Genomic DNA, 12455 nt, shown 5'->3' with positions numbered 1-12455 from the left:
CCCTCCCCCTGCGCGGTCCGTCGCCCGGCGTCAGTGCGCGCGGTCGGCGGCCAGCCGGGCCGCGCCGACGATCCCCGCCGCGTTCCGCAGCCGGGCGGGGACGATCGGCGTGCGCAGGTCGAGCAGCGGCAGGAACTCCGCGTGCTTCTTGCTCACGCCGCCGCCGACGACGATCAGGTCGGGCCACAGCAGGTTCTCCACGACCGTGAAGTACCGCTGCAGCCGCTGCGCCCACTGCTCCCAGCTGAGGTCCTCGCGGTCGCGGACGGCCTCCGACGCGCGGGTCTCGGCGTCGTGCCCGTCGATCTCGAGGTGCCCGAGCTCGGTGTTGGGCACGAGCACGCCGTCGACGACGAGGCAGGTGCCGATGCCGGTGCCGAGCGTCACGACGAGGACGACGCCGTCGACGTCCTGCGCCGCGCCGTACTCGACCTCGGCGTACCCGGCGGCGTCGGCGTCGTTGACGGCGAAGACCTTGCGGCCGGTCGCCCCGCCGACGGCCTTCTCGACGTCGGTGCCGATCCAGCTCTTGTCGACGTTCGCGGCGGACTGCGCCACGCCGTGCAGGATCACCGCGGGGAACGTCACCCCGATCGGGACGTGCTTGTCGAGGTCGAACGAGTCGACCACCTCGGCGACGGTCTGCGCGACGGCCGCGGGCGTCGCCGGCTGCGGGGTCGGGATCCGCAGCCGGTCGGCCGCGAACTCCCCGGTCCTCAGGTCGACGGGGGCGCCCTTGATGCCGGAGCCGCCGATGTCGATGCCGAAGGCGGTCGTGTGGTGGGGCTGGTGCTTGCTCATGGGAGCGTCAGGACCTCCGCGCCGGTGTCGGTGACGAGCAGGGTGTGCTCGAACTGGGCGCTGCGGCGCCGGTCGGCGGTCACGACGGTCCAGCCGTCGTCCCACATCTCCCAGTCCGCCGTGCCGAGGTTGAGCATGGGCTCGATCGTGAAGACCATGCCGGGCTCGATGACCGTGGCGTGGTCGGGGGCCGCGTCGTAGTGCGGCACGACCAGCCCGGTGTGGAACGCGGGCCCGACGCCGTGGCCGGTGAAGTCGCGGACCACGCCGTAGCCGAACCGGGCCGCGTACTTCTCGATGACCCGGCCGACGACGTTGATCTCGCGCCCGGGCCGCACGGCCCTGATGCCGCGCTCCAGGGCCTCGCGCGTGCGCTCGACGAGCAGGCGCGTCTCCTCGTCGACGTCACCGGCGAGGAACGTGGCGTTGTTGTCGCCGTGCACGCCGTCGACGTACGCGGTGACGTCGACGTTCACGATGTCGCCGTCCTCGACGACCGTCGAGTCGGGGATGCCGTGGCAGACCACCTCGTTGAGCGACGTGCACAGCGACTTGGGGAAGCCGCGGTAGCCCAGCGTCGAAGGGTACGCGCCGTGCGCGACGAGGAAGTCGTGGCCGATCGCGTCGAGCTCGTCCGTCGTGACGCCCGGACGCACGTGGCGGCCGACCTCCTCGAGGGCCTGCGCGGCGATCCGCGCGGCGACCCGCACGCGCCCGACCATCTCGGGGTCCAGCACGTCGGACCCGCGCCACGGCGCCGGCGCGGGCCGGTCGACGTACTCGGGCCGCGCGATCGCGGCGGGGACGGGACGGCGAGGGCTGACGCGCCCGGGGGACAGGGCGGCGCGCGACGCGTGGACCGGCGGCATGCCTGGCAGTCTACGGACGTGCGGACCGCCGGCACCTCGCGGGCGCCGCCGGAGAGGAGCCTGCCGTGGCTGAGGAGTACTGGTTCAACACCCGCACGCACGAGGTCGAGACCGGCCGGCGCAGCGACTGGAGCCAGGTCATGGGCCCCTACGCGACGCGGGAGGAGGCCGAGCGGGCGCTGGAGACCGCGCGCCGGCGCACCGAGCGCTGGGACGCGCAGGACGCCGCCGACGACTGAGGGCGGCGTCCCGTCCCGCCGGTGCGGGCGGTCAGGCGTCGAAGCGGTGCTCGGCGTCGGGGAAGGTGCCGGCGCGGACCTCGTCGACGTACGCGCGCGCCGCGGAGGACAGCGCCGCGCCGACCTCGCCGAAGCGCTTGGCGAAGCGTGGCGACCAGTCCGTCATGCCCGCCATGTCGACCCACACGAGCACCTGGCCGTCGCAGCCCTCCCCCGCTCCGATCCCGATGGTCGGCACGCGCACCACCTCGGTGACGCGGGCGGCGAGCGGGGCGGGCACCATCTCCAGCACGACGGCCACGGCGCCCGCCTCGACGACGGCGACGGCGTCCTGCTGCAGCACGTCGGCGGCGTCGCCGCGGCCCTGCACGCGGGGCCCGCCGAGCAGGTGCTCGGACTGCGGGGTGTAGCCCAGGTGCGCCACGACGGGGATGCCCGCGTCGGTCAGGGCGCGGATCTGGGCGGCCACGCGCACGCCGCCCTCGATCTTCACGGCCGAGACGCCGGTCTCCTTCATCATCCGCACGCCCGACGCGAGGGCCTGCTCGGGGCCGGCCTCGTAGCTGCCGAACGGCAGGTCCGCCACGACGAACGCCCGACGTGCCGCGCCCGCCACCGCCCGTGCGGCCACGACGAGGTGGTCCAGCGTGACCGGCAGGGTCGTGCCGAACCCGAGCATCGTGTTGCCCACCGAGTCGCCCACCAGCAGCATGTCGACACCGGCGTCGTCGAAGATCCGCGCCGTCACGGCGTCGTACGCCGTGAGCATCGCGAGCTTCTCGCCGCGGTCCTTGGCCGCCTGCAGGTGGTGCACGCGCACGCGCGTCGGGCGGGGGGTCGGCTCGGTCATCGTGCTGCTCCGCGGGGCCGGGGTCGGGGGTCGGGCGCGGGTCGCGCGCCGCCGTCGAGCCTAGTCCGCACCCGCCCGTGCACCCGGTCGGGGGGTCCTGGGGCCCGGGACGGTGAGCCGTGCCGCGCGCACCCGCCACGATCAGGCAGGATGTGCACCATGGACAGGCAGCAGGAGTTCGTCCTCCGCACCGTCGAGGAGCGGGACATCCGCTTCATCCGTCTGTGGTTCACCGACGTGCTGGGGATGCTCAAGTCGGTCGCCGTCGCGCCCGCCGAGCTCGAGTCGGCGTTCGCGGAGGGGATCGGCTTCGACGGCAGCGCGATCGAGGGCCTCACACGCGTGTACGAGGCCGACATGATCGCCAAGCCCGACCCCTCGACGTTCCAGGTGCTCCCGTGGCGCGGCGAGCGGCACGGGACGGCGCGCATGTTCTGCGACCTGCTGACGCCCGACGGCGAGCCGTCGCTCGCGGACTCGCGGTACGTGCTCAAGCGCGCGCTGCACCGCGCCAGCGACCGCGGCTTCACCTTCTACACCCACCCCGAGGTCGAGTTCTACCTCTTCGACGCCCCGGCCGACCCCGAGCGCCCCCTGGTGCCGGTCGACCAGGGCGGGTACTTCGACCACGTCCCGCGCGGCACCGCGCACGACTTCCGGCGTGCGGCGATCACCATGCTGGAGTCCATGGGCATCTCGGTGGAGTTCTCCCACCACGAGGCCGGCCCGGGCCAGAACGAGATCGACCTGCGCTACGCCGACGCCCTGACGACCGCGGACAACATCATGACGTTCCGCACCGTCGTCAAGGAGGTCGCGCTCGAGCAGGGCGTGTTCGCGTCCTTCATGCCCAAGCCCCTGGCCGACCAGCCGGGCTCGGGCATGCACACGCACGTGTCGCTGTTCGAGGGCGACCGCAACGCGTTCTACGAGGCCGGTGCCGAGTACCAGCTGTCCAAGGTCGGGCGGCACTTCATCGCCGGCCTGCTGCGCCACGCGGCCGAGATCACCGCCGTCACGAATCAGTTCGTGAACTCCTACAAGCGGCTGTGGGGCGGGTCCGAGGCCCCCAGCTTCATCTGCTGGGGCCACAACAACCGGTCCGCGCTCGTGCGCGTGCCCATGTACAAGCCCGGCAAGGGCAACTCCAGCCGCATCGAGTACCGCGGCGTCGACTCCGCGACCAACCCCTACCTGGCGTTCGCGCTCATGCTCGCCGCCGGGCTCAAGGGCGTCGAGGAGGGCTACGAGCTGCCCGAGGGTGCCGACGACGACGTGTGGGAGCTCACCGACGCCGAGCGCCGCGCGCTCGGGATCGAGCCGCTGCCGACGTCTCTCGAGGCGGCCATCACGGTGATGGAGCGGTCCGAGCTCGTCGCCGAGACCCTCGGAGAGCACGTCTTCGACTACTTCCTGCGCAACAAGCGGCAGGAGTGGGAGGAGTACCGGGCCCAGGTCACGCCGTACGAGCTGCGGCGGTTCCTCCCCCTGGTGTGACGCGGTGAGCGTCGCGGGTCGCGAGCAGACCCTCGCCGGGCGGCTGCGCCGTGCCGGCGTGGGTGACGTGCCGCGCGCCGAGCGGCTGCTCGCCGACCCCGCGCTCCTGGCGCTGCAGCCCGACCTGGACTCCCTCGTCCCCGCGCTGCGGGACGTCGGCGACCCGGACCTCGCCCTGCTCGCCCTCGCCAAGATCGCCGGCGCCGTGCAGCGGGACCCGGAGCTGAGCGGTCTCCTGCGCGACATGCTCGCCGGCGAGGGGGAGGCCCGCACGCGGCTGCTCGCCGTGACGGGGGCGTCCCTCGCGCTCGGCAACACGCTCGCCGCCGACCCCCGGGCCCTGCACGTCGTCGTCGACCCGACACCGGGCACCGGCGTCGACGCCGGCGAGGTCCGCGCCGAGCTCCTGCGTGCCGTCGAGGCGGACCCCGACGCGCCCGTGCCCGTGGCCGGCACCGCCGGAGCGGCCGGGGTCGACGCCATGCGCCGCGCCTACCGGCGGCGCCTGCTGCGCATCGCGGCGACCGACCTCACCGTCGACGACCCCCTCAGCCGGCTCCCGGGCGTCGCGGCGGCGCTCGCAGACCTGGCCGCCGCCGCCCTCGAGGCCGCCCTGGCGCTGGCCCGCGCCGACCTGGAGGACCACGGCGCGGGTGTGCGGCTGGCCGTCATCGGCATGGGCAAGACCGGTGGCCGCGAGCTCAACTACGTCTCCGACGTCGACGTCGTGTACGTGGCCGAGCCGGTCGACGGCACGCGCGAGGACGAGGCGATGGCCGTCGGCGCCCGCCTCGCCGCCGGACTCGCGCGCGCGTGCTCGGTGCCGTCGGGGGAGCCCGCGCTGTGGCCCGTCGACGCGGCGCTGCGGCCCGAGGGCAAGGACGGCCCGCTCGTGCGCACCCTGGCCAGCCACCGCGCGTACTACGGGCGCTGGGCGAAGACGTGGGAGTTCCAGGCCCTGCTCAAGGCCCGCCCGCTGGCCGGTGACCGCGACCTCGGCCGCGCCTACGTCGAGACCGTCAACCCGCTGGTGTGGTCGGCCGTCGAGCGCGAGAACTTCGTCGAGGACTCCCAGGCCATGCGCCGGCGCGTCGAGCAGCACGTGCCCCGCGCGGAGGCCGACCGCCAGCTCAAGCTCGGCGTCGGCGGGCTGCGGGACGTGGAGTTCACCGTCCAGCTGCTCCAGCTCGTGCACGGCCGCGCGGACGAGGCGATCCGCAGCCCCAGCACCCTCACCGCGCTCGCCGCGCTCGCCGCCGGCGGGTACGTGGGCCGCGAGCACGCCGGGCAGCTCGCGGTCTGCTACCGGTGGATGCGGGCCATGGAGCACCGCATCCAGCTGTACCGGCTGCAGCGCACCCACCTGGTGCCCACCGCCGACGCCGACCTGCGACGGCTGGCCCGCACGCTCGGCATGCGCGCCGACGGACCCGACGGCCTGCTCGAACGGTGGCGCACCACCCGCCGCGACGTGCGGCGCCTGCACGAGGAGCTGTTCTACCGACCCCTGCTGCCCGCCACGGCACGCCTGTCGACCGAGGAGGCGAGCCTCGCGCCCGACGCGGCCCGCGCCCGCCTGTCCGCGATCGGGTACCGCGACCCGGCCGGCGCCCTGCGGCACATCGGCGCGCTCACCGACGGCGTGACGCGGCGTGCGGCGATCCAGCGCCAGCTGCTGCCCGTGATGCTCGGCTGGTTCGCCGAGGGCCCCGACCCCGACGGCGGGCTGCTGGCGTTCCGGCGCCTGTCCGAGCAGCTCGGCACCACGCACTGGTACCTCAAGCTGCTCCGCGACTCCGGCACGGCCGCGCAGCGCCTCGCGACGCTGCTGTCGACCTCGCGGTACGCCGCCGACGCCCTCAGCCGCTCCCCGGAGTCCGTCACGTGGCTCGCGGCCGACGCGGACCTCGCCCCCCGGACCGCCGAGCGGCTCGCGGCCGAGGCCGACGCGGTCCTGCGCCGCGCGCACGAGCCCGTGCCCGCCGTCACCGCCCTGCGCGCCCTGCGCCGCCGCGAGCTGGCCCGCACGGCGGTCGCCGACGTCCTCGGGGTCGTCACGGGGGTCCGTGCCTCGCAGAGCCTCACCGTCGCCGCCGACACCGTGCTGGCCGGCGCCCTGCGGGTCGCCCAGGCCGAGGCGTGCGCGGCCCGCGGTCTCGACGAGGCACCCACCCGCCTGCTCGTGGTGGCCATGGGCCGGCTCGGCGGCGGAGAGGTCGGCTACTCCTCCGACGCCGACGTGATGTTCGTGCACGACCCCCTCCCGGGCGCCGACGCCGCCGTCGCGCAGGACGTCGCGCTGGCCACCGCGACCCGCCTGCGGCAGCTGCTCGGCGCCGTCGGCCCCGAGCCCACGCTCGCGGTCGACGCCGACCTGCGCCCCGAAGGGCGCAACGGCCCCCTCGTGCGCACCTTCGACGCGTACGCCGAGTACTACCAGCGCTGGTCGTCGCCCTGGGAGTCGCAGGCGCTGCTGCGGGCGCGGCCCGTCGCCGGCGACACCGCGCTCGGCGAGCGCTTCGTCGCCCTCGTCGACCCCCTGCGGTACCCCGCCGAGGGCCTCGACGCCGCGACCACGCGCGAGGTGCGGCGCATCAAGGCCCGCGTCGAGGCCGAACGCCTCCCGCGCGGCGTGGACCCCACCCGGCACGTCAAGCTCGGGCGGGGCGGCATCGCCGACGTCGAGTGGACCGCGCAGCTGCTCCAGCTCCAGCACGCGCACGCCGTGCCCGCGCTGCGCACCACCTCGACGCTCGCCGCGCTCGCCGCCGCGACGGACGCGGGCCTGCTGCACGCCGACGACGCGCAGGTGCTGCGCGAGGCCTGGGAGATGGCCTCGCGGGTCCGGGACGCCAACGTGCTGTGGACCGGTCGGGCCGAGGGCGCGCACGCGGACGTGCTCCCGCACGACCGCCAGGCGCTCGCCGGCGTCTCCCGGGTCATGGGCTACCCCGCCGGGTCGGGCGGTGCGCTCGAGCAGGACTACCTGCGCACGGCCCGTCGGGCCCGCGCCGTCGTCGAGCGCGTCTTCTACGGCTGACACGCCGACGCGCCGGTCTCGCGTGCGCCGGGGTCCGGTGGGATGCTCGCTGGCAGGGCGGCGCGGCAGCGGCCCACGGTGCACGTCGGTGGGGGACCGGATGGCCGGCAGCAGCAGCACGGGGGGTCGGTCGCTGGGCGAGGCGCCGGAGACGCCGGACCCGTCCGACGGCGCGGACGGGGTGCCGACGGGACCGGTGCCGACCCCGTCGCCGCACGGTCACGCCGCGCCCGACGACCACGCCGTGCTGCGCGCGCGCGTCGCGGCGCTGGAGGCCGAGAACGCCCGCCTGCGGGCCGCCGCGCACACCCCGCCCGCCGTCGTGCCCGGCGGGTCGGGTGCGACCGTCGCGTCCGGCGGCGCCGGCCCTCTCCGTGCCCCGCGTCGCGCCCGGCGGGTCGCCCGGGGCAGCGCCGTGGTGGCGCTCGTCGTCGTCGCCTCGCTGCTCGCGCCCGTCGCCCTGGCGTCGGCGTGGGCGCGCGGCGTCATCGTCGACACCGAGCGCTACCTGGCGACCGTCGCGCCGATCATCGACGCCCCCGCCGTGCAGGACGCCGTCACCCAGCGGGTCACCGTCGCCGTGGTCGAGGGCATGCGGCTCGAGGAGCTCGCCGCCGACCTCACCGCCGCGGTCGGCGAGCTGGGCCTGCCGCCGCGCCTCGGCGTGCTCGCCGCGTCCCTCGAGGGGCCGCTCGTGGACGCCGTGACAGGGCGGGTGCGGCAGGCCGTCCACCGGGTCGTCACGTCGGACGCCGCGTCGTCCGTGTGGGCGCAGGGCCACCGGACGGTGCACGCCCAGCTCGTCGCCGTGCTGCGGGGCGACCCCGACGCCGTCGCCACGCTCGAGGCCGACGGCACGCTCAGCGTCGACCTCGGCCCGGTCGTGGAGGAGGTGCGTGCCGCGCTGGTCGCGTCGGGGTTCACGCTCGCCGAGCGCATCCCGGCGATGAACCCCACCTTCCCGCTCGTCTCCAGCCCCGACCTGCTGACCCTGCGGCAGGGCTACCGGGCGCTCGACGTGCTCGGCACCTGGCTGCCGTGGCTGGTCCTCGTGCTCTACGCGGCGGCCGTGCTGGTGGCCGTGCACCGGTCGCGGGCCGTGGTGGTCTGCTCGCTCGCGCTGGCCGGCGCCATGCTCCTCCTCGGGGCGGCCGTCGCGGTCGGCCGGCAGGGGTTCACCGGGGCGCTCCCGCCGCAGGTGCAGCGCCCCGACGCGGCGGTCGTCGTGTTCGACCAGGTCGTCTCGCTGCTGCGGGTGTCCCTGCGCGCCGTCCTCGTCCTGGCCCTGGTCGCCGCGGCCGTCGCGTTCCTGTCCGGGCGGTCCGCGGCGGCGGTCGCCGTGCGCGACGGCGCCGCCGGTGCCGCCGCGTGGCTGCACGGCGCGGGGGAGCGGCGCGGGCTCAGCACCGGGCCGGTCGGGGCGTGGCTGCACGCCCAGCGCGTCCTCGTCCGCTCCACCGTCGTCGTCCTCGCCGCCGTCGTCCTCGTCCTCGTGGACCACCCCACGGCCGGGACCGTGCTGACCGTGGGCGCGGTCGCCGGCGTGGTCCTGCTCGTCACCGGGCTCGCCGCCCGCCCGCCCCGCCCGTCCTGACCGCGTCGCCCGTCCTGACCGCGTCGAGCAGCGTCCTCCGCGAACGGCCGATCCCGTCGTGCGCTGCGGACCTGGACGCGGTCTGTGTGGAGGCTGTGCCGCAGACGTTCACGGGGTCGCACCCGATCACCACCGAACTCCCGCACGAACACGGGCCGCGACGACTCCCGGATCCCTAACGTCACGACCATGAGCCCCGACGGTGAGACCGGCCCCGAACCCGCACCCGGAGCGGACCCCGCTCCCGCCCCCGCCGCCACGACGCCTGCCCCGGCGCCCGGCCCCGCACCGGCCCCCGCACCGGCAGCCGCACCCGTGCCGGTCGCGGCGGCGCCGCCTGCACCGGCCGCCGCCGGCGCCGTGCCCGGTCCCGGACCGGTGGCCGTCGCCGCCGCGGAGGACCGGCGGCCCGCGGTCGTCCACCCGCCGTACGGGCAGCGCCCGCCCTTCGTCCCGCCGCCCCCCGGTCCCGTGGACCGGGCGCTCGCCGCCTTCTGGGCGCACGGCCGGGAGCCGGCCGGGGCCCGCGTCCTCGGGCTGTGCGGTGCCGCCGGGGTGGCGGGCGGCGTGCTCCTCGTCGGCCAGCAGGCGGGCCTGGGCGTCGCGCTCGCAGCGGCTGTCGTCTGGGCGGGCGCCCTGCCGGCGCTCTGGCGCCGGCGCGACGTCGTGGACCTGGTCCTGGTGGCCCTGTCGGTGCTCCTCGTCGCCGTCGTGGCCGTCCGTGCGGCGGAGTGGGTCGTGTGGCTGTGCCTCCTCGCCGCGGCCTGGACGGCGACGTCGGCCGCGTCGGGCGCGCGGGGCGGGTGGGCGGTGGTCGCCGCTCCCGCGACGTGGGTGGCGGGGGCCCTGCGCGCCCTGCCGTGGGTCCGCCACGGGCTCGGTGAGGCCGTCGGCGGCCGGCGGGCGCAGGTGCTCGCGTGGCTGCGGACGCTCGGGCTGACCACGGTGCTCCTCGTCGTCTTCGGTGCGCTCTTCGCGTCCGCCGACCAGGTCTTCGCCAGCTACCTGCCCACCTTCTCCTGGGGCGACCTGCCGGCACGCGTGGTCGTCGCCGTGCTCGTCGCACTGGCGGCGGCGGCGCTGGCCACGCTCGCCCTGCACCCGCCCGCGTGGTCGACCGCGCGGGTTCCGGAGGGCCGGCCGGCCGAGCGGACAGCCTGGCTGACGCCCGTCGTCGCTCTCGACGCGCTCGTGCTCGCGTTCGTCGGCGTCCAGGTGGGTGGTGTGCTCGGCGGGCACCGGCACGTCCTCGAGACCGCGGGGATGAGCTACGCGCAGTACGCCCGCGCCGGGTTCGGCCAGCTCGTCGTCGTCACCGTGCTGACGCTGCTCGTCGTCACGGTCGCCGCCCGCCACGCGCCGCGGGCGACGCATCGCGACCGGGTCGTGGTCCGCGCCGCGCTGGGCACCCTGTGCCTGGGCACGCTCGGCGTGGTCGCGTCGGCGCTGCGTCGGCTCGACCTGTACGTCGAGGCGTTCGGGCTGACCCGGCTGCGGATCACCGTGGCCGTCGCCGAGGTGGTCATGGGCGTGGTGCTGGTGCTGCTGGTGGCCGCCGGGGTGCGGTGGAGCGCCCGCTGGGTGGCCCGTACGGTCCTCGTGGTCGCGGCCGTCGCCGTGCTCGGCCTGGCCGCGGTCAACCCCGATGCGCTCATCCTCCGCTACAACACGACCGCAGACCTGGTCGTCCCGCTGGACGTGGACTACCTGCTCGGCCTGTCCGCCGACGCCGTCCCCGCCGCCGCCGAGCTCGACGAGCCGCTGCGTTCGTGCGTGCTGGCCGGGATCGAGCGGGTGCCCGTCGACGACGGCCTGGGGTGGAACCTCGCCCGGGAGAGGGCCGCGTACACCCGGCTCAACACCGATCCGCTCGACCTGTCGGTGCCGTGCCAGGGGGTCTTGCGCCCCTGAGGGGCCACCACGACCACGCGTCGGGCCCCGCCGGGGGTGCCGTGCGTGCGCCGGGACGACGGCACCCCCGCCGCCACGGGGGCGACGGGGGTGCCGGTCCTGCGGGCCCACGGCCCCTGGGAGCAGCCAGGGGCCGGGACGATCAGACGTCGAAGTAGAGCTCGAACTCGTGCGGGTGCGGCCGCAGACGGATCGGGTCCACCTCGGTGGAGCGCTTGTAGTCGATCCACGTCTGGATGAGGTCCGGCGTGAAGACGTTGCCGGCGGTCAGCCAGTCGTGGTCGGCCTCGAGGTTGTCCAGCACCTCGGCGAGCGAGCCGGGGACCTGCTGGATGAGGGCGTGCTCCTCGGGGGGCAGCTCGTAGAGGTCCTTGTCGACCGGCTCCGGCGGCTCGATGCGGTTCTGGATGCCGTCGAGGCCGGCCATGAGCATGGCCGCGAACGCGAGGTACGGGTTCGACGACGGGTCCGGCACGCGGAACTCGATGCGCTTGGCCTTCGGGTTCGAGCCCGTCACGGGGATGCGGATGCACGCGGAGCGGTTGCGCGCCGAGTACACCAGGTTGACGGGGGCCTCGAAGCCGGGCACCAGGCGGTGGTACGAGTTCACCGTCGGGTTGGTGAACGCCAGCAGCGCCGGGGCGTGCTTGAGCAGGCCGCCGATGTACCAGCGCGCCATGTCGGACAGGCCGCCGTAGCCCTTCTCGTCGAAGAACAGCGGCTCGCCGTCCTTCCACAGCGACTGGTGCACGTGCATGCCCGAGCCGTTGTCGCCGAAGAGCGGCTTCGGCATGAAGGTCGCGGTCTTGCCGGCCTCGTGCGCGACGTTCTTCACGACGTACTTGAAGAGCTGGACCTTGTCGGCCGACTTGGACAGCTCGTCGAAGCGGTAGTTGATCTCCGCCTGGCCGGCGGTTCCGACCTCGTGGTGCGCACGCTCGACCTGCAGGCCGAGGGCGTCGAGCTGCAGCGAGATCTTGTCGCGCAGGTCGGCGAAGTGGTCGACCGGCGGCACGGGGAAGTAGCCGCCCTTGTAGGGCGTCTTGTGGCCGAGGTTGCCACCCTCCTCGACGCGGCCGGTGTTCCAGGCCGCCTCGATGGAGTCGATGTAGTAGTACGACGCGTTCTGCTTCGTCTCGAAGCGCACGTCGTCGAAGATGTAGAACTCGGCCTCGGGCGCGAAGAACGCGGTGTCCGCGATGCCGGTCGACTTCAGGTACGCCTCGGCCTTGGCGGCGACCTGGCGGGGGTCGCGGCTGTAGGGCTCGTCGGTGTACGGGTCCACGATGTGGAAGTTGATGTTGAGCGTCTTCTCCGTGCGGAACGGGTCCACGTAGGCCGTCGTCACGTCGGGGATGAGCTTCATGTCCGACTCGTGGATCGCCTGGAACCCACGGATCGAGGAGCCGTCGAACATCTGGCCGTCGGTGAAGAAGTCCAGGTCGACGGAGGCGGCAGGCACGTTGAAATGCTGCATCACGCCCGGCAGGTCGCAGAACCGCACGTCGATGAACTTGACGTCCTCGTTCTTGATGAACGCCAGGACTTCCTCTGGCTTGGTGAACATCCGCTGCTCCTCGGGTGGGGGGTGCCCGGTCGTCCCGGGCACCAGTGAGGCTAGGAGCGGGGGGTTACCCCGCGGTGGCACAACTGT

General features: G+C 75.1%; 9 protein-coding genes. 5 read left to right on the top strand and 4 right to left on the bottom strand.

Translation table 11 applies throughout. The features are described from left to right. Positions 1-30 precede the first annotated feature (30 nt). Both ppgK and map read right to left on the bottom strand, forming a co-directional pair. Complete coding sequence (gene ppgK / locus BKA21_RS02885) at positions 31-801, bottom strand: polyphosphate--glucose phosphotransferase (RefSeq protein ID WP_140458718.1); 771 nt, start codon at positions 799-801, stop codon at positions 31-33. Further along, positions 798-1670, bottom strand: coding sequence for a type I methionyl aminopeptidase (gene map, locus BKA21_RS02880; RefSeq protein ID WP_140458719.1), 873 nt, complete (start codon positions 1668-1670; stop codon positions 798-800). Before map ends, ppgK begins: the two co-directional genes overlap by 4 nt. A gap of 65 nt (positions 1671-1735) precedes the next feature. On the opposite strand from map, the gene BKA21_RS02875 reads away from it, so the two are divergent. Continuing rightward, on the top strand, positions 1736-1909 hold the full coding sequence (locus tag BKA21_RS02875) for an SPOR domain-containing protein (RefSeq protein ID WP_140458720.1): 174 nt from the start codon (positions 1736-1738) through the stop codon (positions 1907-1909). Between the two features lie 31 nt (positions 1910-1940). Here BKA21_RS02875 and panB read toward each other — a convergent pair whose 3' ends face one another. Continuing rightward, positions 1941-2759: a 3-methyl-2-oxobutanoate hydroxymethyltransferase gene (gene panB, locus BKA21_RS02870; protein ID WP_140458721.1), complete on the bottom strand. Its 819-nt coding sequence runs from the start codon at positions 2757-2759 to the stop codon at positions 1941-1943. 159 nt (positions 2760-2918) lie between these two features. Between panB and BKA21_RS02865 the strand changes: the two genes are divergently transcribed. The 4 genes from BKA21_RS02865 to BKA21_RS02850 all read left to right on the top strand — a co-directional run bounded on the left by BKA21_RS02865 (position 2919) and on the right by BKA21_RS02850 (position 10801). Continuing rightward, the gene (locus tag BKA21_RS02865) at positions 2919-4256 is read left to right on the top strand and encodes a glutamine synthetase family protein (RefSeq protein WP_140458722.1); all 1338 of its coding nucleotides are present in this window, start codon (positions 2919-2921) and stop codon (positions 4254-4256) included. Positions 4257-4260: 4 nt separating this feature from the next. Then, positions 4261-7296 (top strand): bifunctional [glutamine synthetase] adenylyltransferase/[glutamine synthetase]-adenylyl-L-tyrosine phosphorylase, encoded by a 3036-nt coding sequence (locus tag BKA21_RS02860; protein ID WP_140458723.1) that lies wholly within the window; start codon positions 4261-4263, stop codon positions 7294-7296. A gap of 88 nt (positions 7297-7384) precedes the next feature. Further along, the gene (locus tag BKA21_RS02855) at positions 7385-8890 is read left to right on the top strand and encodes a hypothetical protein (protein ID WP_239072968.1); all 1506 of its coding nucleotides are present in this window, start codon (positions 7385-7387) and stop codon (positions 8888-8890) included. Between the two features lie 189 nt (positions 8891-9079). Further along, on the top strand, positions 9080-10801 hold the full coding sequence (locus BKA21_RS02850) for a DUF4153 domain-containing protein (protein WP_140458724.1): 1722 nt from the start codon (positions 9080-9082) through the stop codon (positions 10799-10801). Positions 10802-10943: 142 nt separating this feature from the next. Here BKA21_RS02850 and glnA read toward each other — a convergent pair whose 3' ends face one another. Next, positions 10944-12368 carry a type I glutamate--ammonia ligase gene (glnA, locus tag BKA21_RS02845; protein ID WP_140458725.1) on the bottom strand — a complete coding sequence of 475 codons (1425 nt, stop codon included), beginning with the start codon at positions 12366-12368 and terminating at the stop codon, positions 10944-10946. Positions 12369-12455 lie beyond the last annotated feature (87 nt).

The sequence above is a fragment of the Cellulomonas oligotrophica genome (assembly GCF_013409875.1).
Taxonomy (GTDB): domain Bacteria; phylum Actinomycetota; class Actinomycetes; order Actinomycetales; family Cellulomonadaceae; genus Cellulomonas; species Cellulomonas oligotrophica.
Note: the sequence above shows the minus strand (reverse complement) of the source record. Positions and strands in the feature narration are given on the sequence as shown.

What these genes read in the sequence shown, in the direction of transcription:
- ppgK (WP_140458718.1), bottom strand. Translation starts at nt 801, where the DNA reads ATGAGCAAGCACCAGCCCCACCACACGACCGCCTTCGGCATCGACATC.
- map (WP_140458719.1), bottom strand. Translation starts at nt 1,670, where the DNA reads ATGCCGCCGGTCCACGCGTCGCGCGCCGCCCTGTCCCCCGGGCGCGTC.
- panB (WP_140458721.1), bottom strand. Translation starts at nt 2,759, where the DNA reads ATGACCGAGCCGACCCCCCGCCCGACGCGCGTGCGCGTGCACCACCTG.
- BKA21_RS02865 (WP_140458722.1), top strand. Translation starts at nt 2,919, where the DNA reads ATGGACAGGCAGCAGGAGTTCGTCCTCCGCACCGTCGAGGAGCGGGAC.
- BKA21_RS02850 (WP_140458724.1), top strand. Translation starts at nt 9,080, where the DNA reads ATGAGCCCCGACGGTGAGACCGGCCCCGAACCCGCACCCGGAGCGGAC.
- glnA (WP_140458725.1), bottom strand. Translation starts at nt 12,368, where the DNA reads ATGTTCACCAAGCCAGAGGAAGTCCTGGCGTTCATCAAGAACGAGGAC.